The sequence below is a fragment of the Candidatus Poriferisocius sp. genome (assembly GCF_965208355.1).
Lineage (GTDB): Bacteria > Actinomycetota > Acidimicrobiia > Acidimicrobiales > Bin134 > Poriferisocius.
Genome location: NZ_CBDBOM010000003.1, coordinates 2,129,504 through 2,156,219 on the forward strand (window position 1 = coordinate 2,129,504; position 26,716 = coordinate 2,156,219).

Sequence of the window (26,716 nt, forward strand, 5' to 3'; positions counted from 1 at the left end):
CGGTTTGCGGGCCTTTTGGCCGGTTTGTGGGCCTCCTAGCCGGTTTGGGCAGCTGGCTCTTCGGTTTCGGCGGTTTCCTCCTCAGACTGAGGGCTCACCGCCTTCCACACCCGCTCGGTGATCTCCACCATGATCTCGGGGTGCTCGCCCAGAAACGCCTTGGCCTTGTCCCGGCCCTGGCCGAGGTGCTCGCCCTCGTAGGTGAACCAGGCCCCGGACTTGTCGATGATGTCCAGGTCGACGCCCACATCGAGCAGCGAGCCTTCCCGGCTGATGCCCTTGGAGTACATGATGTCGAACTCGGCCTGCCGGAACGGCGGGGCCACCTTGTTCTTGACCACCTTTACCCGGGTGCGGTTGCCGACCACGTCTACCCCCTGCTTGAGGGACTCGATGCGGCGGATGTCGAGGCGGACCGACGAGTAGAACTTCAGCGCCCGGCCACCTGGTGTGGTCTCTGGAGAGCCGAACATCACGCCGATCTTCTCCCGCAGCTGGTTGATGAAGATGCACACCGTCTTGGACTTATTCAAGTTGGCGGTGAGCTTGCGCAGCGCCTGCGACATGAGCCGGGCTTGCAGGCCCACGTGGGTGTCGCCCATGTCGCCCTCGATCTCGGCCCGGGGGGTGAGGGCGGCCACCGAGTCGATGACGATCACGTCGAGCGCACTCGAGCGGATCAACATGTCGGTGATCTCCAGGGCCTGCTCGCCGGTGTCGGGCTGTGAGATCAACAGCTCGTCCACGTCCACGCCGATGGCTTTGGCGTAGATCGGATCGAGGGCGTGCTCGGCGTCGACGAACGCGCAGATCCCCCCGTTCCGCTGGGCCTCGGCCACGGCGTGCAGCGCCAAGGTGGTCTTGCCCGAGGACTCCGGGCCGAAGATCTCCACCACCCGGCCTCGGGGGAGCCCCCCGACGCCTAGTGCCAAGTCGAGGGCTAGCGCCCCGGTGGGGGTGGTCTCTATGGCCATGGCGCCCTTCTCGCCCATCTTCATTACGGCGCCTTGGCCGAATTGCTTCTCGATCTGGCCCAGGGCCATCTCTAGTGCCTTGTCTCGCTCCACATCTCCTCCTTCAGGTCAGGGTTTTACGGCTGCGAGTTTGCAGGGGGAATGTCGAGCCACACTCTAAAGACGACCAGTGACAGTTTGTCCCCGATGAATGACATCAGCGTAGTTACGGCGGTCAAATTTCACAAGTACCCCGCTGGTCCAACCTGCCTGTTTGCCTCAGAAATCCGATACGGTGGCACCCATGTCTGAGACCACGTTCACCGACGAGGAACTGCGCCAGAGGCTCACTCCCGAGCAGTACCACATCACCCAGCAAGCTGGCACCGAGCGGGCCTTCACCGGCGAGTACTGGGATTGCAAGGACGAGGGAATGTACCGCTGCCGGGTGTGCGGCGAGCCGCTGTTCTCTTCTGACACCAAGTACGACTCGGGCACCGGCTGGCCGTCGTTCTACGAGGAGGTCGCCGAGGGCAAGGTGGACCGCCACACCGACAGCAGCCACGGCATGGTCCGCACCGAGGCAGTGTGTGCATCATGTGGAGCACATCTGGGCCATATCTTCCCCGATGGTCCCCACCCCACCGGAGAGCGCTACTGCATGAACTCGGCGTCGCTGCGACTCGACCGCGACGACTCCGGAGAGGAGAACTGACATGGGCAGGCTCGATGGAAAAGTAGCCCTCATCTCCGGTGGCGCCCGGGGCCAGGGCGAGGCCGAGGTGCGGCTGTTCGCCGCTGAGGGCGCAAAGGTGGTGTTCGGCGACGTGCTCCACGACCTCGGAGAGGCAGTAGCCGCCGATGTGGGCCCCAATGTCCACTACATCCCCTTGGACGTAACCGACCCCGGGGCGTGGCAGAAGGCGGTGGACGAGACCGTCAGCCTCTACGGACCCCCCAACGTGCTGGTGAACAACGCCGGGATCCTCGTGTTCGGCGTGTCGCTCATGGACATGTCACTCGACGACTACATGCAGGTGATCAACGTCAACCAGGTGGGGGTTTTCTTGGGCATGAAGCACACCGTCCCGGCCATGATCGAAGCCGGCGGCGGTTCCATCGTGAACATCAGCTCCACCAACGGCATCGCCGGCTACAGCGGCACGGTGGCCTACACCGCCTCCAAATTCGCGGTGCGGGGCATGACCAAAGACGCGGCGTTGGAACTCGGCAAACACGGCATCCGGGTCAACTCCATCCACCCCGGCGGGGTGGATACGCCAATGACCTCCCAGGACGCCTTGGGCGACGCCATTACCGAAGAGGAAAAGGCCGCGGTCTACGCCATGCTCCCGTTGGGCCGGGCCGCCCAGCCCGTCGAAATCGCCCACCTGGCCATGTATCTGGCCTCCGACGACTCCTCCTACAGCACCGGCGCTGAGTTCGTCGCCGACGGCGGCATGCTCGCCGGTTTCGTCAACCCCGAGGTATAGCGGCCCGACTGCCAATTGGTCTGAGAATGTCGGCCTACTTGCCAGCCAGCACCCTCATGCGGAGGTTGTTGAGGATGGAGACGGTGGTGAATTGGCGGGTGCGCTCGCGGTCGAAGGGGAACTTGACCCGGGTGGCCTCCACTTCGCCGTTGACCAGGGTGGCCATCCACACGGTGCCGGGCTCTTCGCCGTCGAGGGGGTCGGGGCCGGCCACGCCGGTGACGGCGATGGCACAGTCGGCGTCCAGCAGCTTGGCCGCCCCCTGAGCCATCGCGGTGACGGCCTCTTCGCTCACCACCGGGCCCTCGGGCACGTCCAGCAGATTGAACTTCACGTCGCTGGCGTAGGACACCAGCCCGCCCCGGAACACGTCGCTGGCCCCGGGAACGGCGGTGAGCCGGGAGCCGATCAGCCCGCCGGTGAGCGACTCGGCCAGCGCCAGGGTCCACCCCCGCTGTCGCAGGGCGTCGAGCACGGCCGATTCCATGGTCTCGTCGTCCACCCCGAACACGATGTCGCCGATGATGCCCCGCACGATCTGGTCCTCGTTGGCCAGGATCTCATCCACCTCGGCTTCGCTGGGAGCCTTGGCAGTGAGCCGCACTTTGAGCCCCTCCATGCCGGAGGCCAGAAAGGCGATGGTGCACTCGCCAGTCTCATCCAACCGCTCGATCTCTCCGTGCAATTTCTCGGCCAAGCCCGACTCGGAATCGCCCCAGGTGCGCAGGGTGCGGCTCTTGATCACCGCAGTGATCCCGGCCCGCTGCTTGAGATCGGGCAGCACGCACTCCCCCACCATCTGCTGCATCTCCCAGGGCACGCCGGGCACGGCGTAAACCGCCTTGCCGCCGGTCTCCACCTTGAAGCCGGGGGCGGTGCCGGGCATCACCGGCAGCACCTCGGCCCCGTCGGGCACATCAGCCTGGCGCAGGTTGTTCTCGGGCATGGCTCGGCCCCGGCCGCCGAACACAGTCGAGATGCGCTCCACGATGTCGTCGCGCCGCACCAACTCCACCCCCAACGCCGCAGCGATCACGTCCCGGGTGATGTCGTCCTGGGTGGGGCCCAGACCGCCGCACATGATGACCGAATCGCTGCGCTCCAAGGCCTGATTGAGCACCGCCTGCATGCGATCGAAGTTGTCGCCCACCTTGACCTGGTGGTGCGAGTCGATACCGGCCAGCGCCAGCTGCTCGCCGATCCACGACGAGTTGGTGTCGACAATCTGGCCGAGCAGGAGCTCGGTTCCCACCGCGATTACTTCACAATTCACGCTGGGAGGCTATACCGCCGCCCGCCGTCAGCTAACGCTCCGAGGCGGCAATGGCTCCGGCCCGCCCGTCGGCCCAGTAGCGCCAGCCGGAGTAAAGGGTTATGGCCACTGCTAGCCAGATGGCCAGCGACACCGCCCAGTCGACGTTCTCCAGCGGGGGCAGGGCGGCCACGGTGAGCGCCCCGCCCTGCAACAGCGTCTTGAGCTTGGCCGAGTGGCGGGCAGGAAGCGAGAGGCCGTCTCGAGCCCATCGAGTCCGAGCCGCGCTCATCAGGAGCTCCCGAGCCGTGATGATCAGCACCGGAACCCAGAACAGGCGGTCCACGGCCACGAAGCACCAGGCCGCTCCCAGGATCATCACCTTGTCGGCCAACGGGTCCAGGAAAGCTCCCCAGCGGCTGACGCTGTCCGAGGCGCGGGCCACCCAGCCGTCGTAGTAGTCGCTGGCGCCCAACACCCAGCCCACGGCCACCACGGCCCACGATGTCCCTCCGCTGTCCGAGGCGGTCAAGATCAGCACAAACAGCAGAGGCGAAACCAGAATCCGCCCCAGCGTGATCAGGTTGGCCGTCAAGCGCAGATCGGCCCAGGAATAGGCCCCTACCTCGCTCATGGCTCCATCGCCTCGGCCATAACGTCGGGACCCATTGCGTCGGTCACCCGCACGGTGTGGAATTGGCCAACAGCCAAGTGATCGGGCACTGAGACGATGCCGTCGATCTCCGGGGCTTCTCGGTAGCTGCGGGCCAGGCCGGGGGTGTCCACCAGCACTTCGACTTCGCGCCCGATGAGTTGGTCACGCTTGGATACGGTGATCGCGTCCTGGACCTCGGCCAGCTCCCGACGGCGCTCCGCGGCCAGCTCGGCGGGAACCTGGCCATCGAGGGTGGTTGCGTAGGTGCCCGTCTCCGCGGAGTAGGTGAAGAACCCGCACCAGTCGAGGCCTACTTCTTCCACAAACTCCAGCAGGGCGTCGTGGTCGGCCTCGGTCTCGCCGGGATAGCCCACGATGAAGTTCGACCGGAAGACCGCCTCGGGCTGGCGCTGGCGAATCTCGGCAATGCGAGCGGCAAATCGGTCACCGTCGCCCCACCGGCGCATTCGGGCCAACAGCGGCCTAGACACGTGCTGCAACGAGAGGTCGAAATAGGGCACATCGGTGGAGCAGATGACGTCGATGAGCGGATCGGTGAGATCCGACGGGTACAGGTACAAAAGACGCACCCAATCGACCCGACGGCGCAGCGACTCCACCAGGGGGATGATGCCCCGCTCCCCCTGGCCCTGGTCGCGCCCGTAGGAGGCCAGGTCTTGGGCCACCAGAACCGCCTCTCTCACTCCAAGCGCCTCCACCTCGGCCACGATGGATTCGACCGACCGGGAGCGCTGGGGCCCTCGAAAGCTGGGAATGGCGCAGTACCCGCAGCGCCGGTCGCAGCCCTCGGCGATCTTCACGTAGGCCCAGGGTGCTTCCGCCGGCGGCCGAGGTAGGTTCAACAGGTCGAACGAGGGAAGCTCCGCCGGGCTCCGCGACGAATCAGAGGGCTTCGCTCCGATGCTGACCGGCACGCCGAACCCGGCCACCCGGTCGACCTCAGGCAGGGCTTCGGCCAACTCGGCGCCGTAGCGCTCGGCCATGCACCCGGTAATCACCAGCTCGGCCTCGGATGCCGTCGAGCGCAGCTCCAACACCGTGTCCACCGACTCCTGGCGGGCCTCCTCTATGAAAGCGCAGGTGTTCACCACCACCAGATCGGCTTCCTCAGGCGCTTCGGCCACAGCCATCCCGTCGCGAACCAGCAAACCGGTGATCTTGTCAGAGTCCACCTGGTTCTTGGGACACCCCAGCGTTTCAACCCAAAACCGGCGCACCGTACCGAGACTACGCGGCGTCCAATCCCGGGCCACCACCGTCGGTCGACGTCAGCTCAACCTCAACCGCAGGAGCCGCGTGTATCGGGGCCTCCTGGTGGTCGGAAACCAAGAACGGCAGCGACACCAGATACACGGCCAACAACACGGCCCCCTCCCACCACCGCTTCAGTCCGCCCCCCGAGAACATCAACAACCACGCCCCAACCGAGATGCCCATCATGATCCACACCGCCAGCCCAGTGAGATTGGGGTCAACCAGCGGTCCGGGGCCGAGCAGTGCCACCAGTGCCCCCACCAGCAAGCTGTTGAATGTGTTGGAGCCCAATATGTTGCCCACCAGCAGGTCGGCTTCGCCCCGGCGGGCGGCCTGCACGCCGGTGATCAGCTCGGGCAACGAGGTTCCGAACGCCACCAGGGACAGCCCCACAAATCCGGTGCCCAAGCCAGCCTCATGGGCGATGTCCGTGGCTCCCTCCACCGCAAGCTGGGCGCCGACCACGGTGGCCACCAGCCCTCCCACGGTGCGGCCCAACTCAAGCCGCTGGCTGATGGGCTTGTCACCGGCAAGTAGGTCATAGGCACTGCCGTCGTGGGCGGGGCGCCTCAGGATGCCCACCATGGCCACGACGAAAGCCGCGATCAGAACGACGCCCTCCCAGCGCTGGAATCCGTCTTGGACCAGCACCCAGAACAACCCTGCGGCAGCAACCGAGATCAAGCCCTCCCGCCACAGCGTGCCTTTGACCACCCGGATGTAGCGGCCGCCCACGGCCAACGCCGCCACCAGGGCCGAGAAGCCCAGCACCAAGCTGAGATTGGCCACATTTGAGCCGACAACGTTGCCAACCCCGAGGTCGGAGTCGCCCTCGGCGGCAGCCAGTCCGGAAATCAGCATCTCGGGAGCACTGGTGCCGAAGCCGATGACCAGTGCCCCGATCACTATGGGTGAGATACCCCGAACGGTGGCCAACCGGGAGGCGCCAACAACCAGCTGGTCGGCGCCGATGGCAAGCACAATAAGGCCTGCCACCAGGAGGAATACTGCCAACGCCACGAGAGGAGACTATCGATGCCTAGTAGGCGATTGTCAGGGAAGCTCGTCGGGGGTCATCAGCACCTCTCGTGCTTTCGACCCCTCAGAGGGTCCCACCACGCCCCGCTGCTCCATCAGGTCCATCAGACGCCCGGCTCGGGCGAATCCCACCCGGAGCTTGCGCTGGAGCATCGATGTGGAGCCCAGCTGGCTCTCCACTACCAGCCTCATGGCCTGCACCAGCAGCTCATCGTCATCGTCGCCGCCCCCGCTCGCGGCAGTCGAAGGCGCGGGGGCCAACGGGTCGTCGTCGCCGTCGCCTCCGTCGGTGGTCACCGAAGCCGAAGGACTGGGTGGCTCCATGGCCACGTCCTGACGCCGCCAGGCGGCCACCACCTTGCGGACCTCCTCCTCGGTCACCCACGCACCCTGGATGCGCTGGGGCGACGTGGAGGTGGGGCTGAGCAAGAGCATGTCGCCCTGGCCCACCAGGCGCTCGGCGCCCTGCTGGTCGAGGATCACCCGGCTATCGGTTTGGCTAGACACCGCAAAGGCCAACCGGGCCGGAATGTTGGCCTTGATGACCCCGGTGATCACGTTGATGGACGGACGCTGGGTGGCGATCACCAAGTGGATGCCCACTGCCCGGGCCTTCTGGGCGATCCGACAGATGGAGTCCTCCACGTCGCGGGGGGCCACCATCATCAGGTCGGAGAGCTCATCCACCACCACCAAAATGAGCGGCATCCGCTCTTTGGGCTCAGACACTTCAATCCCCAGCTTGCGATCGTTCTCGAACACGCCCCGGTCACAGGCGTCGTTGTAGCCATCGATGTCCCGCACGCCCACCGAGGCCAGCACCTCATAGCGACGGTCCATCTCCCGACAGGCCCACGCCAGGGCGTTGGCCGCCTTCTTGGGGTCGACTACCGGCTGGGTGAGCAGGTGGGGCACATGCTCGTATTGGGCCATCTCCACCATCTTGGGGTCGACCAGGATCATGCGGACCTGGTCGGGGGTGGAGCGCATGAGCACCGAGGTGATCATGGAGTTGATGCACGACGACTTGCCCGCTCCCGTGGCTCCGGCGATGAGAATGTGGGGCATCCGGGATAGGTCCATCATCACCGGCTTGGCGTTGATGTCCCGCCCGATGGCCACCTCCAGGGGGTGGTTGGCCTTGCGGGCTTCGGCCGACGCCAGTATCCCGCCCAGCGACACCACCTGGCGGTCGCGGTTGGGCACCTCCACGCCGATGGCCTGGCGCCCGGGAATCGGGGCCAGGATGCGGACGTCGGGCGAGGCCAACGCATAGGCGATGTCCTTGCTCAAGCTGGTGACCCGGCTGACCTTGACCCCGGGGGCGAGCTCCAGCTCGTAGCGGGTCACGGTGGGGCCGATCACCATCCCCACCAGCTTGGTCTCCACATCGTGGGCGGCCAGGGCCTGCTCGAGGGCGGCGCCCTTGCGGGTGGCCTCATCCTGGTTGATTTGCTGGGGATCGGACCCGCTCAGCAGCTTGAGCGAGGGGAGCTTCCACTTCGACGACTTGGGTGCCTTGGACCCCTTCTCACCCACGATCGCCGGTGCCTGCCAGTCCGGCTCCGGGTCGGGGGAAGGAGGACTGGGTTTGGGTTCAGGTGCCGAACTGGTGTCGGGAGCGGGCGCCGGTTCCGGTTCCGGGCGCGGTTCGGGTATGACCACCACATCGGAGCCGGTCACCTCCGGTTCGACCGGAATCGCCTCTGCCCAGTTCTCCTGATGGTGCACGGAGGGGTCTTCGGCCGGCATCGAAGGATCTGCCGTGCCAGTCGCGGAGTGGAGGGCTCGGACCAGGGCGGCCTTGAGCTTGGCACCGTCTACTCGGCGGGCCCATGCCCGCAGCGACACCCGGGTGAGCACCACCATTCCCAGCAGGCCGAACGCGCCCACCACCAGGCTCGCACCCCAAACTCCCATGAACGCGGCCAGCGTGCCCCCGAAGGCCAAGCCCAGAGCACCACCGGCCCCCATCAGTCCATCGAGGTCCTCGATGCCCGGCCGGTCGATGGCTATGTGAAGAAGACCGGTCACCGACAGGAGCGTCAATGCGGTGCCGAGGCCGAGGCGAACCGCCTGCACCAGGTCGGCCCGGGCCGGGTCGGTGTAGGGGTTCTTGTCGAAGGACTCGGAAGCGGGTTGCACATCCTCCTCGTCGTCGGGGCGGGGACCCCGCAACAGCACAACCCCTATGGCCACCAGAGCAATCGGAATGGCAGACCTGGCGGTGCCTATGAGCGCGCCGAGCATGATTCGGAGGCCTTTGCCGAACGGTCCGGCCACATCGGCCCAAACGGCGCACGCTGCCACCAGCCCGGCGAGGATGAACCCCACGGCAATGATGTCGGCGCGGTGTCTGGCCCAGACCGCGGCCGATGCCTGCCTCAATCGGCTGTCCGATGAGGCTCCGGCCTTGGATTTGGACTTTGCGCTGGGCTTTGTAGGGGGCTTTCGAGCGGTTTTGGTAGCCACAACAACCACAAACGTACCATTGACAACACCAGTAACCAATGGTTTGGGCCGACAGAGCGGGCCAGATAAGCGTTCAGAGTTCGATGATGACGGGAACGATCATGGGACGGCGGCCGGTGTTGTGGTTGACGAATTGGCCCGCTGCCCTTCGAACCAAGCGCTCCAACCCGTCGTCTTCTCCCGATTCCAGATACGCCTCCACCGCAGCCTCCACTTCGTCGGCCGCGGCATATTCAAATTCTCGAACTAGGTCGCCTCCCACCCAGCCCTTGCTCTCCACGCGGGGGCGGGCCAGCAGACGACCCTCCTCGCGGCTCAACACCACCACGACGTTGACCACTCCCTGGCCGCCGAGGATGAAACGCTCGCTGAACAGCTCCCGGCCGCTCTCGATCAGCTGCCCGTTCACGTAGTAGTAATCCCCAGAGGTGACCTGCCCCCGGTTGGCCAGACCGCGGTCGCTCAACTCCACCTGTTCGCCGTCTCGGGCCAGGATCACCCGATCAGAAGGCATGCCCATGTTCAAGGCCAGCTCGGCGTGGGCCGCCAGGTGGCGGACCTCGCCGTGGACCGGCACGAAGTACTCGGGGTCGGCCACGGCGTGCAGGGTGCGAAGCTCGTCCTGCTTGCCATGGCCGGTGGTGTGAACCTCCAGTTGGCCGCTATGGACCACTTTCGCCCCCCGCGACACCAGGTTGTTGATCATTCGGGACACCCGAGCCTCGTTGCCGGGTATGGGGCTGGAACTAAGCACCACGGTGTCGTCAGGGCCGACTTTGATCCAGCGGCTGTCGCCGGTGGCCGCCATGGCCAGTGCCGAGCGGTTCTCTCCCTGAGAGCCGGTGGACACCACGCACACATCACCGGGGTGATAGTGCTCGGCATCGGACACTTCGATGACCGCATGGTCGGGCAGCCGCAGCAATCCCAACTCACGAGCCAGGGCGAAGTTGCGCTTCATGGACAGCCCCAGCGTGGCCACCTTGCGCCCGGACTCAACCGCGGCGTCGGCCACCTGCTGAATTCGGTGGATGTGGCTGGAGAACGCCGCCACCACCAGGCGTCGGTCGGGATGGGCGGCGAATACTCCCTTCAGCACCTCCCCGATCTCGGACTCCGACCGGGAGCTGCCGGGTATCTCAGAGTTGGTGGAATCGCACAGCAGCAGTCGAATCCCCTCGCCGCGGGTGATGGCCCCGATTCGGGCGAGATCGGTGCGGCGGCCGTCCACTGGGTTCAGGTCCAGCTTGAAATCGCTGGAATGGAGGATCACCCCCTGCGGCGTGCGAATGGCCGAGATCAACCCTGAGGGAACCGAGTGGGTGACCGGGATGAACTCGCAGTCGAACGATCCGATGCGCACCCGGTCGTGGTCGCCGATGGGAATGAGGGAGGCGCGGTCGCTCACCTCCCGTTCCTCAAGCCGATTGCGTATCAGCCCGAGGGTGAACGGTGACGCGTACACGGGAAACGACAGCCACTCCAACGCCCGGGGCAGAGCGCCAATGTGATCCTCGTGGCCGTGGGTGCAGATGCAGCCCACGATGCGGTCGGCCCGGTCGCGCAGATACTCCAGGTCGGGAAGCACGAAGTCGGCCCCGGGCATGTCCTCATCGGGGAACAGCACGCCGCAGTCCAAAAGGAGCACTTCGCCCTGGGACTCGATGGCCGCGCAGTTCCTCCCGATATCGCCCAACCCGCCCAGAAAGGTGATCTGAACCGGTTCAGCCATTGGCGTGAATCCTCAATGTGACCGCAGGTTCAGCCATCAGCACCGAGCCGTGTGCCGGCCAGCACTTCGGCGGCGGCCTCGACCAAGCCGTCGGGCTCTACGTCCAGCGGCGGTCGGCACCGGCCCACCGGCAGCCCGATGAGGCGCATCATGGCCTTGGCCGGGATGGGGTTGGGCGCGGCCAACCCTGTCTCATAGTCATACGAAGGCATGAGGCTGACGTTGATCTGGCGGGCGGCCGCCACGTCGCCCTTCTCGAAGGCGGCGATCATCTCGGCGTGTTCGGCGCCGGCCCAGTGGGTGGCTACTCCGATGACGCCCACCGCTCCAACCGACAGCAGCGGCAGTGTGAGGCTGTCGTCGCCGCTGTAAACCTCGAAATCATCGGGCGCCTGGGCGATGAGGCCGGCGGTTTCGGCGGGGTCGCCGGCGGCGTCCTTGATGCCGACTATGTTGGCCACCCCGTGGGCCAGGTCCAGCAGCGTGGCGGTGTCCACCTTGCGACCGGTGCGAACGGGAATGTCGTAGATGAGCACCGGAAGGTCGGTTGCCGCGGCCACCGTGGCAAAGTGCTTGGCCAAACCGGCCTGGGAGGGCCGGTTGTAGTACGGGGCCACCGACAAGATGCCGTTGGCTCCAGCCTCCTGGGCCCGCTCGGTGAGCTCGACCGCCGCGGCGGTGTCGTTGCTGCCCGCACCGGCCACCACCGGGACGTCAACCGCGGCCACGACGGCACCGATGAGATCGATTTGCTCGTCGTGGGTCAGGGTGGGCGCCTCGCCGGTTGTGCCCGCGATGACCAGCCCATCGCTGCCGTTGTCGCTCAGCCATTGGGCCAGTGATGCAGCCGTGTCCAGATCAAGTGAGCCGTCTTCTCGAAAAGGTGTGACCATGGCGGTGAGCACCTTGCCGAATCGAGCCATGGGTTCTCCTTACGCGTCAGCGGAATCAGCGGCCAGCTCGGATGCCCGATCAATTCCCAGTGTCACCAGGAGATCCTCGTGCAGCTCGAACCACACCTCATGGTACGAATCCAGCGTGGGTTTCGTAAACCAGTTAATGTCGCCGCTCTCCACCTGGCTCAGAGCGAAGTCCAGTCTCGGTCCATAGTGCCCAAGGCGGCCTAGGGCTTCGGTCAGACTGGCCATAATCGGTTGGACTCGCCGATTGATGTCAGCCAATCGGGCGATGACCGCCGCGTCGTAGTCGGGGTCGGTGTGGTCATTCAGAGTCTGATCTCCGCGTATCTGAAAATCGGTGCAGGCCTGCTTCAATTCGGGATCCAACACCTTGAACGCCTCGTAGAGATCGAAGACCGCGGACCGCTGGCCGGAGTCCTCCATCTCAGCGGTGGCCAGTCGCTCGGCCTCGGCCCGGCCCTCCCCCAGCAGCATCCAGCCCTTGGCCCGATTGCCGTCCCGGTAGCGGGCCCATCCCTGCTCGCCGAGTTCGAGCAATGCGCCGGCCGCCTGGTCCTCCGACAAGCCGGCGGCATGAGCCACCGTATCGACCTCGGCCATGCCCTTGGTGCGCAGGGTATGAAGAACCCGATGGTTTGAATCACCCGGATATGGCACCAGATCAGCCTACTGTCCTACCTGGTCCAAAGAAGATCCTCGTTACTAGTGTCGCAGTGCGTGAAGGCAGGTGGCTACTTGAAACGCTTCGCTGTTCCGTTGGCCGCGGTGGTGCTGGCGGGAGTTGCGTTCGCTGTTCCCGCCCAAGCCCAAACGGTGGAGGACGTGCAGACCCGCGACGAGTTGGTCGCCGCCCAAGAAGCCCTACTGAACACCTACCGCTGCCGATTCGACATCGACACCCACATCATCCCCAATGGGTGCATCAATGGCCAGCCGGCCCAGCAACCCTCTGAACCTGCGCGATTCGACGGAACCCCTACTCAGGCCGACATCGCAGTTCGTGACGAACTGGTTGCTGCTCAAGAGTCTCTGCTCAACACCTATCGGTGCCAATTCGGCATCGACACCCACATCGTTCCCAACGGGTGCGACGACTCCCCTGATGGGCCGAACATGCCAGATGAGCCGAACACCCCTAATGGGCCTATCATCGGCCTTTCCTCCGGCCAGAGACACTTTTGCGCCCTGAAATCCGACCAGACGGTGGCGTGTTGGGGCGGCAACAACCGCGGTCAATCCGACGCCCCCACAGGAGAATTCACCGCCGTATCCGCTGGAGAAGACCACACTTGCGGGATTCGCACCGATCGGACGGTGGCGTGTTGGGGCGGCAACGACCGCGGTCAATCCGACGCCCCCACAGGAGAATTCACCGCCGTATCCGCGAGCACGGGTTACTCGTGCGGATTGCGGGCGGACCAAACCGCTGCCTGCTGGGGCCGCGACGGGTATAGCAGAGTGGATGTGCCCGATGGTCAATTCAGCGCAATCACTGCCAGCTTTGGTCATGCGTGCGGGCTGCGCGTGCAGCAGACCATCGCCTGCTGGGGGGACAACAACCGAGGCCAGCGACTTGCTCCTCCTGGAGAGTTCCTATCCGTATCCGCCTCACAAGGCGGGGGACACTGGTGCGGCATCCGCGCCGATCAAGCCATCGCCTGCTGGGGAGGCAACGACCACGGCCAACTTGATGTCCCCACTGGCCAATTCACCCAGGTGTCTGCGGGCTACAACAATCCCTGCGGGCTGCATATCGACCAGACCATTGTCTGTTGGGGCAACAACAGCCACGGACAGGGGAACCCGCCCGATGGTCGCTACACCGCCGTTTCCACTGGCTGGTGGCACGCATGTGGGCTGCGCGTTGACCAGAGCCTCGTGTGCTGGGGCTCCATAACCATGACATTTCCCTTCATGGGCACTGTTGATCTACACGTCTTCTACTGCACGCATGAGAACAGTGGATACACCCTCGACGACTTGCGCCATGAACTCGAAATACTGGACAGCCAAGTCGGCGGCTTCTACGCCCGACAATCATCCAATCTTGTCAGCATTAACTTCATCGCCTCCGGGTCCGTCTTCCCCGGCTACGACTGGGGAACTATTCGAGTGGGCGACATTTGGGCAGGTGAAGGCCGAGACGGCGAAGAGCTGTGCCTGGTTGAGGTACGAAAGCTAGGAGACTTCTCCCAAGTTTTGATCCTCATCGACGCAGTTTCTGGGAGTGAGAATCCAGATCACTATGCAGCAGGTTTCGCCCATCAAGGTGTCGCTTGGGTGGGGACACCTGAGGGGTATTACCTGCATGAATCCAACGCCGGTTGCATAGCCAAGTCAGTGCCTCTTCGGGTGCGCGACCACGAAGATGCTGGATGCCTGGATTGGACGTACATGCATTATCTGCGAGGAGTAACACACGAATTGGGTCATTCGATATTCGGTTTGGGCCACCCTCAGGACTGCTCGATTATGGGCGCGGGAATGTGCCTCGGTGGCCGAATCAGCGATATCCACATTGGGTGTGACGCTCTGAGACTGCTTGGCTGGCCTGACACCGGGCTTTGCCACCTGGAGCTGTGGGGGGCACCAGCTGGAAGCTTTAGTGCCATATCTTCGGCAGCAACTCACTCCTGCGGCATCCTAGAAGGCGGTGCGGTGACATGCTGGGGCCAGAATCAATACGGTCAATCCGCTCCTCCAGAGGGCCAGTTCACCGCCATTTCCGCCGGATCCATATCAAATACATCGGGCCACTCCTGCGGCATCCTGGAAAGCGGTGCGGTGACATGCTGGGGCCAGAATCAATACGGTCAATCCGCTCCTCCAGAGGGCCAGTTCACCGCCATTTCCGCCGGATCGGGCCACACCTGCGCCATCCGCACCAACCAGACCATTGCCTGCTGGGGCAATAATGAAGCCGGGCAGCTAAATCGGCTGGGCGGCCGGTTCATCGACATCTCCGTCAGCACCCTGCAATCCTGTGGGTTGCGAGACACCGGGGTCATTCGGTGCGGGGGCGTCCACCGAAACAGTCAGTTCACCCCGCCCACTGGTCGATTCACCGCCATCGCCACCTCGTCGTACCACTCCTGTGCCATCCGCACCGATGGCACAGCCGAGTGCTGGGGAAACAACCAATACGGGCAGACAAGCACACCAGAGGGCCGTTTCACCGCCATCGCCACCTCACCGAACCATTCCTGTGCCATCCGCACCGATGGCACAGCCGAGTGCTGGGGAAACAACCAATACGGGCAGACAAGCACACCAGAGGGCCGTTTCACCGCCATCGCCACCTCCCTCAACCGCTCCTGTGCCATCCGCACCGATGGCACAGCCGAGTGCTGGGGCCTCTCGCGTTATAGACCAGCCACCGTCCCAGACTCCGGCTAAACGGCCTCTTGGGCTGCCTTCGACCGATCGCCGGGGCGGCCCAGACGGCGCAAGATCAACGGATAGCCCACGGCGGCGATGGTGGCGAAGATGAACCACTGGACGGCGTAGGCCAAATGCGATCCTTCTCCCAGGTCGGGGGGTGGAACGGGGACCGGCAGATCGCCAGAGGACGGGGTCTGGGCCTGGAGTTGCACGTAGACCGGAAGCAGGGCGCCATCGAGCTGTTGGGACAGGCGGGCCAGATCAGGCCGGGCCATCTCGGCCAGCACCCCGCTTGACGGGTCCGACTGCTGGAGTCCCTCGGCGGTGACCGTGGCCCGGACCAGCCCGACCACCTGTACCTCGCCGGTGGAGGGAGCGAATTCAGCAGAAGCTGCGCCGGTGCCCGCGGCGTGGGGGATCCAGCCCCGATTGACAGCCACAATGTCACCGGTTTGGAGCAGCAGCGGGGTGAGGACCCAAAATCCGGAAGAGCCCTGATAGGTCCGGTTGCGTATCAGCACCTCATCTTCGGTTTGATAGAAGCCGACCGCCCGGATCAGGCGGAACTCGATGTCTTTCCCCACGTCGAAGCCGTCGGCGCTTTCCACCAAGGTTTGCACCTCGACAACAGGGAGTTTGCTGCGATCGGTGATCGTGCTGTTTCGATCCCGGCGCTCAGACAGCCGGTGGAGCTGCCAGAAGCCGGCGATGACCATGGCCGCTACGGCCAAGAGCACCGCGATGTTCAGCAGTATGCGCCTGAACGACACGACAGGGGTTTAGATGTCCAGCAAGGCGTCGAGTCCGACGATGAGCCCGGTGTGGTCGGGGGCGGCTTTCACCGCGGCTAGGACTCCGGGCATGAAGGAGGACCGATCGGTGGAGTCTTGGCGAATGGTCAGGGTTTGGCCCTCGGCACCCAAGATCACCTCGTGATGGGCCACCATCCCCTTCATGCGCACGGCATGGACCCGGATGCCAGCGGGACCCTCGGCGCCCCGAACTCCCGACAGCATTTCGTGCTCGGTGGGATCGGGGGCCCAAGCATCTGATGCGGCGGCCATCTTCTCCACCGTTAGCCGGGCGGTTCCCGACGGAGCGTCGATCTTGGCGTCGTGGTGCAGCTCAATGACCTCGGCCGTCTCGAAGTAAGGCGCGGCCAGCTCGGCAAACCGCATCATCAGTACCGCGCTGATGGCGAAGTTGGGAGCGATTATGCAGGCCCGTTCCGCCGCGTCGAAGGCAGCCTGAAATCGCTCCAAGTCGGCGTCAGTGAACCCGGTGGTTCCCACGACGGCGTGGACTCGCTGCTCAGCCAACCAGACCAGGTTGTCTCGGGCCGCTTCGGCAATGGTGAAATCCACCACCACGTCGGCACCCGCGTCAACCACTGCCTGGCGGTCGGCAACGGCAACCACACCGCCGGCCGACGCTCCTACGCCGTAGGGATCAACCGCGGCCACCAGATTCATGTCAGGGTCGGAAGCCACCGCTTCACAGACGGTGGCGCCCATTCTGCCGCCCGCGCCGAACACCCCTACCTGGATCATGAACGAGACGATATAGGGCCAAGCAATGGCTACCGGGCTTGGATTATGAAGTAGAGGGCGGGGTTAGCGCGGTGCCCGATCCCGGTCGCGACCGCGACCCCCTCCTCGACGATGCGAGCCCCCGCTGGGACCCAGATCGCCGAATTCATCGCGCAACTGAGTTTCGAAGTCTTCCTCGAAGGAAGCCGCTTGGGAAGGGCCGTCCCAGTCCCTGCGGTCTCGGCCTCCACGATCGTCACGGCGACCCCTACGGTCGTCGCGGTCCCGGCCACCCCGATCATCACGGCGGTTATCGCGACCCCGGCCACCCCGATCATCATGGCGGTCGTCGCGACCCCGGCCACCCCGGTCGTCCCGGCGATCACCTCGGTCACGGCCACCCCGGTCGTCCCGGCGATCACCTCGGTCACGGCCACCCCGGTCGTCCCGGCGATCACCTCGGTCACGGCCACCCCGGTCGTCCCGGCGATCACCTCGGTCACGGCCACCCCGGTCGTCTGAGCGAGAACCAGAATCGCGGTTGTCGTCGCTCACGTCACCGACCAGCTTGAGACTGATCTTGCCGTTGGGATCGATGTCTTCCACGACAACCTCAAGGTCGTCGCCCAGCGCAACCACGTCCTCAACCCGCTCAACGCGGCGACCTCGGCCCAGCTTGGAGATGTGCACGAGACCGTCGCGGCCCGGAAGGATGTTCACGAACGCACCGAACGCGGTGATGTTCACCACCTTCCCGTTGTAAACCTCTCCCACGTCGGCGGTGGGTGGATCCAGAATCAAGCGGATCTGGCGCTCAGCCTCGTCCACGCAATTTCGGTCGGGCGAGGAGATGGTAACGATGCCCGCGTCTTGGGCGTCGTCCACGTTGACTTCGGCACCAGTTTCGGCCTGGATGGAGTTGATCACCTTGCCCTTTGGCCCGATGACTTCTCCGATCTTGTCCAAGGGAATTTCGAACTTGACGATCTTGGGGGCGGTAGGTCCAACATCGTCTCGGGGGGCGTCAAGGGCCCCGGCCATGACCTCGAGGATCTTCAGCCGGGCATCGCGGGCCTGATTGAGGGCACCGGCCAGAACATCGGCGGGCAGCCCGTCGATCTTGGTATCGAGTTGCAGGGCGGTCACAAAGTCAGCGGTTCCTGCCACCTTGAAGTCCATGTCGCCAAATGCATCCTCGGCGCCGAGGATGTCGGTAAGGGTGGTGTATTGGCCCTCGTGAAAGACCAATCCCATGGCGATGCCGGCCACCGGGGCCTTGATGGGCACCCCCGCGTCCATCAGCGACAGCGTGGACGAGCACACCGAGCCCATGGAAGTCGATCCATTGGATGAGAGCACCTCCGACACCAGCCGCAACGTGTATGGAAATTCGTCCATGTCGGGGATGACGGGGACCAGCGCCTTCTCGGCCAGGGCCCCGTGCCCGATCTCCCGACGCTTGGGACCCCGCATGAAGCCGGTCTCCCCGGTGGAGTACGGAGGGAAGTTGTAGTGGTGGATGTAGCGCTTCTTGTCGATGGGGTCGATCCCGTCGATCATCTGATCCATCCGCGCCGTGCCCAGCGTCGTGATGTTCAGCACCTGGGTTTCGCCCCGCTCGAATAGTCCGGACCCATGGGCGGTGTCGACCACGGCGACATCTGATCCCAGGGGTCGGAGGTCCGCCGCACCTCGGCCGTCGATCCGTACGCCGTCGTTCACGATGCGGTTGCGGACAATGCTCTTGGTGAGCGAGCGGATGGCCGCGGAGACCTGCTTGTCGGCCCCTTCGGTCTCTTCGAACCGGTCGGCCAGCGCGGCAACGATCTCCTCTTTGGCCTGCGTCTCGGCCTCCTGGCGCTCAGCCTTGTCGGCGATGGACATGGCCGCGGCCAGCTTCTCGGAGCCGACTTCGGCCACCGCCGCCTCTATCTCGGGGCTGTAGTCCACCTGGAGGTCGAATTCCATGGGGGGCTTCACCCCCGCCGTGGCGATCAGGCGACGCTGGAGGCCCACCGCCTCTTTGATCCACTCCTTGGACTTCTCCAAGCCCTCCGCCAACGCGGCTTCGTCGACCTTGGGAGTGCCGTCTTGGTACAGCGACCAGCTTGCCTCGGTACCGTTGGCCTCCACCATCATGATGGCCACGTCGCCGTCGTCCAGGACTCGGCCGGCTACAACCATCTCGAACGTGGAATCGGCCCCCTCGGCGTAGGTCGGGTGGGGAATCCACTCCCCTTCGGCGCTGTGGGCCACTCGGACTGCGCCGATCGGTCCGGCGAACGGTATTCCCGAGATGCTCAGGGCGGCCGATGCCCCGTTGATGGCGATCACGTCATAGGGGTTCTCCTGATCAGCCCCCAAGACGGTTCCGACGATGTGGATCTCGTTGCGGAACCCGTCGGGGAATGAGGGTCGCAGCGGTCGGTCGATCAGCCGGCACGTCAATATCGCCGACTCGGGAGCCCGGCCCTCACGCCTGAAGAACGAGCCGGGGATCTTGCCCGCGGCGTACATCCGCTCCTCGATGTCGACGGTCAAGGGGAAGAAGTCGGCGCCCTCTCGGACCCGTCGGGCCGCGGTTGCGGTCACCAGGATGGTGGTGTCGCCCATGCGGGCCACAACGGCTCCGTCGGCCTGGCCGGCCAGACGACCTGTCTCAAAGGACAGGGTTTTGCTTTCCGCGCCGCTTACGACGGCTGAAACGGTGATGGCTTCCGCCATTTTTGCTCCTCTCCGGACCACGCGAGGTCCGTGCGGGCCGGAACGGAGCCAGTTCCCAGTTGGAGAGGCCCAGCGCAACTCGGCCCCTTCAACTGGCAGCTGGCCTCTCTTGTGGCCCGCCTATTTGTATTTTTGAATCGCCAGGGCGATACCCGCTTCTCAGCGGCGCAATCCACTCAGCGGCGAAGGCCAAGTTCGGCAATAATGCCGCGGTAGCGCTCCACGTCGTTGTCCTTGACGTAGTCGAGCAGCCGCCGCCGACGGCCCACCATTATTAGCAAGCCTCGCCTGCTGTGGTGATCCTTGACATGTACCTTCAAGTGCTCGGTGAGGTGGTTGATCCGCTCAGTCAACAGAGCGATCTGGACCTCGGGTGAGCCTGTATCGGCATCATGCAGGCGGTGCTTCTCGATGGTCGCGGTTTTGGACGCTAGCTTCTCGGCCATCCCTACTCAGTGTGTCCGTCGGTCAGAAAACGGGCTGCTGCACTGCTCCTTGCCGTGCTTGTGCCCGGGGGACCCAGTAAAGGTACCACCCAGAAGGCCCGAACACCTACCTGGGGGCTTTTGGGGGATACTGGAATGGTGAAGGTTGTGTCCTTCGGGAGTCTCAACTACGACCTGTCTATCTGGCTCGACCGGCTTCCTGGCCCCGATGAAACCTTGCGCGCCCAAAAGATGGAGGCGTTTTCCGGGGGAAAGGGCGCCAACCAGGCAACTGCTGCGGCCCGATTGGGGGCCGACGTGCACATGGTGGGCTGCGTGGGCAATGACGACCGGGGCCGCTGGCTGCTGGAGGTGCTCAACGACAGCGGCGTGAATACCAGCCTTGTTCGCATCGCCGATGAACCCACCGGCACTGCGATACCGCTCATCTCTCCGGCCGACGTCTCCATCGTCATCGTCGCCGGGGCCAACGCCAGCACTGGGGTCGCCGACGCTGAGGCGGCCACCGAAGTCATCGCGGCCGCCGACGTGCTGCTGCTACAAGGCGAGGTGGGAGCGGCGGGGGCCCGACGGGCAGCCCAGGCCGCCCGTTCCGGTTGGACGACCGTGGTGTTCAACCCTGCTCCGGTCGATCCGTTCCTTGTAGAGGCTGTCGTGCCCCTTACCGACGTGTTGGTGGTGAACCGGGCCGAGCAAACCCAGATCGATGCGATCGGCCCCGATACCGGCCAATGCGACATAGTCCTCACTCTGGGCGGCCTAGGAGCCCAGCTTGACGATGTGCTAGTTCCCTCCTTTCCCGCCGAAGTAGTGGACCCCACCGGTGCCGGAGATGCCTTCTGCGGCGCACTCGGAGTCGCTGTCGCCGAACAGCGCCCGCTGATCGAAGCCGTCCGCTTCGCCAACGCCGCCGGCGCCCTCGCGGTGCAAACCCCCGGTGCCCAGCCCTCCATGCCCACCAGAGACGCAGTCAGCGCCCTGCTCGAGGGCCGTTCGAGCCCTTGAGAGCGGGCATCACTTGAGTGGCGGTGAGGCGGAGGCTTTCCAGGACTTTGTCGTGGGGGATGTTGTAAGGGTTCATCATGCACAGCAGCAGGTCGACGCCGAGGTCGGCGAAGCCCTGGCATAGCTCGATGCACTGGTCGGGGTCGCCGGCGATGGCCACGCCCTGCTCCACCAGATCCTCGACGCTGAACGTGGTATCCCAATCGGCGTCCGCGGTCATGCCGGGCAGATACCGGAGATAGTTCCAGTCGCCGAGCTCGGCGCCCTCTTCTTGGAGCATCTCGGCCACGCTGCCCACCAGCTTGAAGGCCACCGTGGGATACCACCAGAACGACTCCCGGGCGTTGTCATAGGCCTCGGCTGTAGTGGGCGCGCAGTGGAACATGGCGAAGGTGGCCACCCGGTCGTTCACATAGCCCCCCACCGGGTCTTGGCAGGCCTCCACCCCCTCGCGGTAGAGGTTGATCCGAAGCTCCAGTTCCTCCAGCGAAACCCCGGCGCTGAACGACAGCAATCCCATCCCCATCTCCCCCACCAGCTGATGGGTCTCCCGACTGCCGGTAGCCGCCCAAATCGGGGGATGGGGCTTCTGCACCGGCTTGGGCAAGACCCGGCGACGGGGCATCGACCAGTACTGGCCCTCGAACTCGTATTCGTCATTCAGCCAACAGCCCGCGATGTGCCCAACGGCCTCGGCCCACATAGCCCTGGTCTCCCGAGGGTCGATTCCGAAGCCCTCCAGCTCGGCTCGGGTAGTGGAGCGGCCGGTACCGAATTCCACTCGTCCCCCGCTGATCACGTCCAGCGTGGCCGCCGACTCGGCGCTGCGGACCGGGTGGTTATAGGGCTTTGGGGTCAGGCGCACCCCATAGCCCAGTCGAATCTGCTCGGTGAGGGCAGCCACCGCCCCGTAGAGCACCTCGGGGTTGGAGCTGTGCGACATCTCCTCCAGAAAGTGGTGCTCCACCGTCCAGAAGCTGTGGTATCCGAGTTGGTCGGCCAGCACGGCCTGCTGGATCAGCTCCTGATAGCGGAGCATCTCGCTATCGGCATGCCAAGGCCGAGGTACCGGGATTTCCGAGAAAAGAGCCAGTTTCATGAACGGCTAGCGGGAAGGTTCCGCGTTCAAGATCTCCCGGCTCAGGGCAACGTCGATGCGGAGTTGTTTTACCAGTGACTCAATGCCGTCGAAGCGGTGCTCGCTTCTGAGCAGCTCTACGAACTCCACTCTGGCCTCCTCGCCGTACAAGTCGCCCTCGAAGTCCAGGAGATGGGCTTCAAGCAGCGATTGCTGGGCGTGCTCATAGAAGGTTGGTCGCCGGCCGATATTGATGGCCGCCATGTACCGCGAGCCGTCGGGACGGGTATACCAGCCGGCATACACCGCGTCGGCCGGCCAAGCCATGACCATGGAAACCGGGATGTTGGCGGTGGGAAACCCGATGGCCATACCCCGCCGATCGCCCAGCACAACCTTGCCCCTGATCTCGTGGTATCGACCCAGCATGGCCGCCGCCGTGCGCACATCGCCGCCGGCCAGCGCACGGCGCACCGCGGTGGATGACACCGGCTCGGGCCATTTCTCGTCGTGGTGCAGCAGCTTTACAGCATGAACTTCGAATCCCATTTCCATGCCGAATTTCCGCAGCGTGTCGATATTGCCCAGCCGGGCCCGCCCAAAGTGGAAGTCCTCCCCCACCACGATGCTCCGCACTCGAAGCCTTTTCACGAAGACTTGGCGCACAAATTCCTCTGGCATCGTGTGGGCTCGGTCGGGTGAGAACTCGATCAGGTACACGTACTCAATGCCAGCCGCCTCGAGCAGTTCCAGCTTCTGGTCGAGCGAGTTCAGCAGTTTAGGGGCATTCTCGGGCCGCAACACCAGCGCCGGGTGGCGATCGAATGTAACCACCGCGGGGGCCACTCCTAGGCGTTCCGCCTCAGAGAGAAGTTGATTGATGACGGCCTGATGTCCGACGTGCACGCCGTCGTACACACCGATGCTGGCGGCGGTCTCCTCAATGCCTTCCAGGCGGCCAAAGTCTTCGATGACCTGCACCGCGCTGCACGGTAGCGGCCCCAAGGTCAAACTGGACAATCCCGCTCGCCCGCGTCTCGCTCAAGGCAGTCAATTGGGGATGACCACCGCCGGCTTGACCATCCCCGGTTTGTGGGTTTCGTAAACGGCCAGGAGCTGACCCTTTACCCCATGCACGGCCCAGGGGCCATTCCCCTCCGCCGTGATCTCTTCGGAAGCCAGCACCTGTCCGTTGGCCACCCTTCGACTGAGGTCGGCGTCGACCAAGACCGAGGGATAGTCGCGCAGGGCCGTCTCCATCGAAAGCAGCTCGGGAGAGACGACCGGGCGGGCTTCTTCGATGGTGAACGAGCCGACCGCAACCCGACGCAACGCCCGCAAGTGCCCCCCTCCGCCCAAGGCAGAGCCGATATCGGCAGCCAGCGATCGGACATAGGTACCCGAGGAGCAGCTCACCTCAATCCGGTACACCCCCGCACTGGCATCCACCGGGGCAACGGCCAATTCGTGGACGGTCACCGGCCGGGCCTCCCGTTCGACCTCGATGCCTTCTCGGGCCAGCTCGTGCAGCCGGCGCCCCCCGACCTTGATGGCCGAGACCATCGGCGGTACCTGCATGATGTCGCCCAAGAAATGGGAAGCGGCCTCGGACACTTGGTGCGGGGTCACGTCGGACATGTCGTGGACCGCGGTGACCTCGCCTGACGCGTCCAGCGTGCTGGTCTCGGCGCCCAAAACAAGCTCGCCTACGTATCGCTTGGGGAGCGGAGTGAGGAATCGCAGCAGCCGGGTGGCCCGACCCACTCCCAACAACAGCACCCCGGTGGCATCGGGATCCAGCGTGCCGGAATGCCCAACTTTGCGAGTACCGAACACCCCCCTGGCCTTGGCCACCACATCATGGGAGGTCCACCCCGCCTCTTTGTCGATGACGACCAGCCCGTCAGCGGTTGTCACCCGTCGGCCTTTTCGGCCAGCCCGTCAGCGGTCGTCACTCTTCAGCCTCATCGGCCAAATTCCGCAATATCTCGTCCACCCGCTCACCGGCTGAAATCGAGGGGTCGAGCGCGAACGACAGATCGGGCACTCTCCGGACCGCGGCGGCGCGGGCAACCGCCTGCTTGAGCTGGTAACGATGCTCCACTAGGGCCTCCAGGGCTTCTGAAGCCACCTCATCGTCCAAGGCACTTATGTAGACCGTGGCCCGGCTCAACTCGACGCTGGTTTCCACTCCGGTGACGCTGACAAGCGACAATCGGTCGTCGTCCAACTGGGCCATTTCGGAGGCCACGATCTCGCGCAGCAACTCGCCGAGGCGAGCTGACCTCGAGTATTGGGAGGGGCGCGATTCCCGACGGCGTGCCATACGTGCCTTTATTCGTCGGTGTTGAGCCAGTGGGCCGTGGAGTCCACTACTTCGATATCGGGGATAGACCACATATACCGATCCACCTCATCGGCCATTGTCCGGCACTGGCTGGGCTGTCCTGACACCAAGGCCACTCCCACCTCGGCTCGCTGCCAGAGGTCGGTGTGGCCAGTCTCAGCCACCGAGATGCCGAATTTGCGGGCCACTCCCGAAAGGACCGGGCGCAATGCCGAGCGACGCTCCTTCAGCGATTGACAGCCCGGGATGTGCAGGTCATAGACCACGGCGAGAACGTGCATCGGTTCACCTCACCCCTCGTGTTGTCAGACTCGGGCGACTTCCCGCTCCTCAAACGTCTCGATGATGTCGCCTTGCTTGAGGTCTTGGAAGTCGGACAAGCCAATTCCGCACTCGAAACCGGACTGCACTTCGCGCACATCCTCTTTGAATCGCTTGAGAGAGGAGACTGTGCCCCGCCAGATGACCGCGCCTTCCCGCAGGAACCGGACTTTGGAGCCCCGGGAAATGGCTCCGTTGAGGACATAGCAGCCGGCCACCGCGCCGACCCGGGGAATCCGGAAGATTTCCCGCACCTCGGCATCGCCGGTGACGACTTCCTCGAATTCCGGAGCCAGCATCCCCACCATGGCGTTTTCCACGTCCTCGATGAGGTTGTAGATGATCTCGTAAGTGCGTATCTCCACCTTCTCGAGCTCGGCCAGCTCTCTGGCTTTGCGGTCGGGCCTGACGTTGAAGCCGATGATGGTGGCGTTGGACGCGGCGGCCAACTGGATGTCGTTGGCCGTCACCCCGCCCACTCCCCGGTGGACGAAGGCCAGCTTCACCTCGTCGCGCCCGAGGCGCTGGAGGCTGTCCACAACTGCCTCCAACGACCCGTTCACGTCTGCTTTGACGATGAGGTTCAGCGTGGCGGTCTCTCCGGCCTGGATCTGGCTGAAGATGTCCTCCAGGCGGGCGCCGCCCGCGGTGGCGGCGGCATCCCGGCCCAGGCTGGCAATCCTCTGGGAGTGCTCTCGTGTCTGGGCAACCTTGGCCGCCACTTTCTCGTTGGGGGCGACCACAAAAGCGTCCCCAGCGTTAGCCACCTCGGAAAGGCCGAGAACCTGCACCGGCTTAGATGGCGTGGCCTCCTGAATCTGGTTGCCGCGGTCGTCGAGCAATGCCCTGACCCGCCCCCACGATGCCCCGGCAACCACCGGATCACCTCGCCTCAATGTTCCGTGCTGGACCAACAGCGTGGCCACAGGACCCCGTCCTATGTCCAAGTTGGATTCCAAAACCACTCCTCGGGCCCGACCCTCCGGGTCGGCCCGCAAATCCTCCACCTCGGCCACCACAGCCAGCTGTTCGAGCAAGTCGTCGATACCCAGATTCTGAAGAGCTGAGACTTCCACCATGATGGTTTCGCCGCCCCACTGCTCGGGCACCAGCTCGTGCTCGGAGAGCTGTTGCATGGTCCGATTGGGATCGGCGTTGTTGCGATCGATCTTGTTGACAGCCACGACGATGGGCACGTCGGCAGCGCGGGCATGGTTGATAGCCTCCAGGGTCTGAGGCATCACACCGTCGTCGGCCGCCACCACCAGCACCACAATGTCGGTGGCGTCGGCGCCCCGGGCCCGCATCGCCGTGAACGCGGCGTGGCCGGGGGTGTCCAAGAACGTCAGCGTTCGCCCTTCCTTGTCGACCTGATAGGCGCCGATGTGCTGGGTGATGCCCCCAGCTTCGCCCTCGGCCACATTGGCGTTGCGAATCTGGTCGAGGAGTTTGGTCTTGCCGTGGTCCACATGGCCCATCACGGTGATAACCGGAGGCCGGACCGGGAAGCCCTCAGTGACTTCACCGTGGTCAAAGTCGGCCTCTAGCAGCTTGAGCAGCTCGTTTTCCTGCTCCTCCCCGGGATCCACCAGTCTGATCTCGGCTCCTACCTCGGCGGCAAAGAGCTCGATCATGTCGTCGGTCAGGGACTGGGTTGCGGTGACCATCTCTCCTTGCTGCATGAGGAACCGGACCACGTCAGCAGCGGTCTGATTAAGCCTGGGACCCACCTCCAGCGGAGTCGACGCCCGCTCGATCACCACCTCCCCCGCAGGAGCGGCCGCATCCGTCGGGGTGTAGTCGGGGATGTTCATGGGCTGGAGGTCTTCGGCCACCCGCCGACGCCGACGGCTCTTGCGCCGCCTCTGCTGAGGACGCTGGGGACCCCCTCGACCCCGTCCTGCTGGGCCTCCAGGGCCGCTGGGAGGACCTCCTAGGGCTCCAGACGGGCCGCGTGCCGGCAACGGTGCGGAAGACCGGCCGGGCGTTACCACCCCCGGTCCTTGTGTTCCCGCGGCGGGGCGGACTGGACCGCGTGGGCCCCGGCGCGGACTCGGCGACGGACCCCGACCACCCCGACCAGGGGGCGGGGGAA

Annotated in this window: 23 protein-coding genes; 4 read left to right on the forward strand and 19 right to left on the reverse strand. The window is 64.7% G+C overall.

Annotated elements, in window-relative coordinates; translation table 11 throughout:
• Positions 1-35: 35 nt before the first annotated feature.
• Positions 36-1,043, reverse strand: coding sequence for a recombinase RecA (gene recA / locus ACOGXH_RS11230; RefSeq protein WP_419930366.1), 1,008 nt, complete (start codon positions 1,041-1,043; stop codon positions 36-38).
• Positions 1,044-1,257: 214 nt separating this feature from the next.
• Between recA and msrB the strand changes: the two genes are divergently transcribed.
• Complete coding sequence (msrB, locus tag ACOGXH_RS11235; protein WP_419929188.1) at positions 1,258-1,668, forward strand: peptide-methionine (R)-S-oxide reductase MsrB; 411 nt, start codon at positions 1,258-1,260, stop codon at positions 1,666-1,668.
• Between the two features lies 1 nt (position 1,669).
• Complete coding sequence (locus tag ACOGXH_RS11240; protein WP_419929189.1) at positions 1,670-2,446, forward strand: glucose 1-dehydrogenase; 777 nt, start codon at positions 1,670-1,672, stop codon at positions 2,444-2,446.
• Between the two features lie 34 nt (positions 2,447-2,480).
• Here ACOGXH_RS11240 and ACOGXH_RS11245 read toward each other — a convergent pair whose 3' ends face one another.
• The 8 genes from ACOGXH_RS11245 to ACOGXH_RS11280 form a co-directional block, all read right to left on the reverse strand.
• Positions 2,481-3,719, reverse strand: a complete 1,239-nt coding sequence (locus ACOGXH_RS11245; RefSeq protein WP_419929190.1) for a competence/damage-inducible protein A — start codon at positions 3,717-3,719, stop codon at positions 2,481-2,483.
• 31 nt (positions 3,720-3,750) lie between these two features.
• Complete coding sequence (locus ACOGXH_RS11250; RefSeq protein ID WP_419929191.1) at positions 3,751-4,332, reverse strand: CDP-alcohol phosphatidyltransferase family protein; 582 nt, start codon at positions 4,330-4,332, stop codon at positions 3,751-3,753.
• Positions 4,329-5,591 (reverse strand): 30S ribosomal protein S12 methylthiotransferase RimO, encoded by a 1,263-nt coding sequence (rimO, locus tag ACOGXH_RS11255; RefSeq protein WP_419929192.1) that lies wholly within the window; start codon positions 5,589-5,591, stop codon positions 4,329-4,331. Before rimO ends, ACOGXH_RS11250 begins: the two co-directional genes overlap by 4 nt.
• Positions 5,592-5,601: 10 nt before the next feature.
• Entirely contained in the window at positions 5,602-6,648 is a 1,047-nt protein-coding gene (locus tag ACOGXH_RS11260; protein ID WP_419929193.1) for a calcium/sodium antiporter, read from the reverse strand.
• A gap of 33 nt (positions 6,649-6,681) precedes the next feature.
• On the reverse strand, positions 6,682-9,054 hold the full coding sequence (locus tag ACOGXH_RS11265; protein ID WP_419929194.1) for a DNA translocase FtsK: 2,373 nt from the start codon (positions 9,052-9,054) through the stop codon (positions 6,682-6,684).
• A 157-nt stretch (positions 9,055-9,211) separates the two neighbouring features.
• Entirely contained in the window at positions 9,212-10,870 is a 1,659-nt protein-coding gene (locus ACOGXH_RS11270) for a ribonuclease J (RefSeq protein WP_419929195.1), read from the reverse strand.
• A gap of 29 nt (positions 10,871-10,899) precedes the next feature.
• Positions 10,900-11,793, reverse strand: a complete 894-nt coding sequence (gene dapA, locus ACOGXH_RS11275; RefSeq protein ID WP_419929196.1) for a 4-hydroxy-tetrahydrodipicolinate synthase — start codon at positions 11,791-11,793, stop codon at positions 10,900-10,902.
• 9 nt (positions 11,794-11,802) lie between these two features.
• Entirely contained in the window at positions 11,803-12,390 is a 588-nt protein-coding gene (locus ACOGXH_RS11280; protein ID WP_419929197.1) for a transcriptional regulator, read from the reverse strand.
• Between the two features lie 117 nt (positions 12,391-12,507).
• Here ACOGXH_RS11280 and ACOGXH_RS11285 point away from each other — a divergent pair, with 117 nt between their 5' ends.
• Positions 12,508-15,186 carry an RCC1 domain-containing protein gene (locus ACOGXH_RS11285; protein WP_419929198.1) on the forward strand — a complete coding sequence of 893 codons (2,679 nt, stop codon included), beginning with the start codon at positions 12,508-12,510 and terminating at the stop codon, positions 15,184-15,186.
• On the opposite strand, the gene ACOGXH_RS11290 is transcribed toward ACOGXH_RS11285, so the two are convergent.
• The 4 genes from ACOGXH_RS11290 to rpsO form a co-directional block, all read right to left on the reverse strand.
• Positions 15,183-15,941: an SURF1 family protein gene (locus tag ACOGXH_RS11290; RefSeq protein WP_419929199.1), complete on the reverse strand. Its 759-nt coding sequence runs from the start codon at positions 15,939-15,941 to the stop codon at positions 15,183-15,185. The genes ACOGXH_RS11285 and ACOGXH_RS11290 overlap by 4 nt on opposite strands.
• A gap of 9 nt (positions 15,942-15,950) precedes the next feature.
• Positions 15,951-16,721, reverse strand: a complete 771-nt coding sequence (gene dapB / locus ACOGXH_RS11295) for a 4-hydroxy-tetrahydrodipicolinate reductase (RefSeq protein ID WP_419929200.1) — start codon at positions 16,719-16,721, stop codon at positions 15,951-15,953.
• Between the two features lie 63 nt (positions 16,722-16,784).
• Positions 16,785-19,424 (reverse strand): polyribonucleotide nucleotidyltransferase, encoded by a 2,640-nt coding sequence (locus ACOGXH_RS11300; RefSeq protein ID WP_419929201.1) that lies wholly within the window; start codon positions 19,422-19,424, stop codon positions 16,785-16,787.
• Between the two features lie 176 nt (positions 19,425-19,600).
• Positions 19,601-19,870 (reverse strand): 30S ribosomal protein S15, encoded by a 270-nt coding sequence (gene rpsO / locus ACOGXH_RS11305; protein ID WP_419929202.1) that lies wholly within the window; start codon positions 19,868-19,870, stop codon positions 19,601-19,603.
• A 135-nt stretch (positions 19,871-20,005) separates the two neighbouring features.
• On the opposite strand from rpsO, the gene ACOGXH_RS11310 reads away from it, so the two are divergent.
• Positions 20,006-20,875 carry a ribokinase gene (locus ACOGXH_RS11310; protein ID WP_419929203.1) on the forward strand — a complete coding sequence of 290 codons (870 nt, stop codon included), beginning with the start codon at positions 20,006-20,008 and terminating at the stop codon, positions 20,873-20,875.
• On the opposite strand, the gene ACOGXH_RS11315 is transcribed toward ACOGXH_RS11310, so the two are convergent.
• From ACOGXH_RS11315 to infB, 6 genes are all read right to left on the reverse strand, one after another.
• The gene (locus ACOGXH_RS11315; protein ID WP_419929204.1) at positions 20,841-21,914 is read right to left on the reverse strand and encodes an LLM class flavin-dependent oxidoreductase; all 1,074 of its coding nucleotides are present in this window, start codon (positions 21,912-21,914) and stop codon (positions 20,841-20,843) included. The genes ACOGXH_RS11310 and ACOGXH_RS11315 overlap by 35 nt on opposite strands.
• A 66-nt stretch (positions 21,915-21,980) precedes the next feature.
• The gene (locus tag ACOGXH_RS11320; RefSeq protein WP_419929205.1) at positions 21,981-22,934 is read right to left on the reverse strand and encodes a bifunctional riboflavin kinase/FAD synthetase; all 954 of its coding nucleotides are present in this window, start codon (positions 22,932-22,934) and stop codon (positions 21,981-21,983) included.
• A 69-nt stretch (positions 22,935-23,003) separates the two neighbouring features.
• The gene (truB, locus tag ACOGXH_RS11325; RefSeq protein WP_419929206.1) at positions 23,004-23,870 is read right to left on the reverse strand and encodes a tRNA pseudouridine(55) synthase TruB; all 867 of its coding nucleotides are present in this window, start codon (positions 23,868-23,870) and stop codon (positions 23,004-23,006) included.
• A 34-nt stretch (positions 23,871-23,904) separates the two neighbouring features.
• A complete protein-coding gene (rbfA, locus tag ACOGXH_RS11330; RefSeq protein WP_419929207.1) occupies positions 23,905-24,279 on the reverse strand; it encodes a 30S ribosome-binding factor RbfA in 375 nt (124 codons plus the stop codon).
• A gap of 8 nt (positions 24,280-24,287) precedes the next feature.
• The gene (locus tag ACOGXH_RS11335; RefSeq protein ID WP_419929208.1) at positions 24,288-24,581 is read right to left on the reverse strand and encodes a DUF503 domain-containing protein; all 294 of its coding nucleotides are present in this window, start codon (positions 24,579-24,581) and stop codon (positions 24,288-24,290) included.
• Positions 24,582-24,605: 24 nt separating this feature from the next.
• The gene (infB, locus tag ACOGXH_RS11340) at positions 24,606-26,456 is read right to left on the reverse strand and encodes a translation initiation factor IF-2 (protein ID WP_419930367.1); all 1,851 of its coding nucleotides are present in this window, start codon (positions 26,454-26,456) and stop codon (positions 24,606-24,608) included.
• Positions 26,457-26,716: the final 260 nt, after the last annotated feature.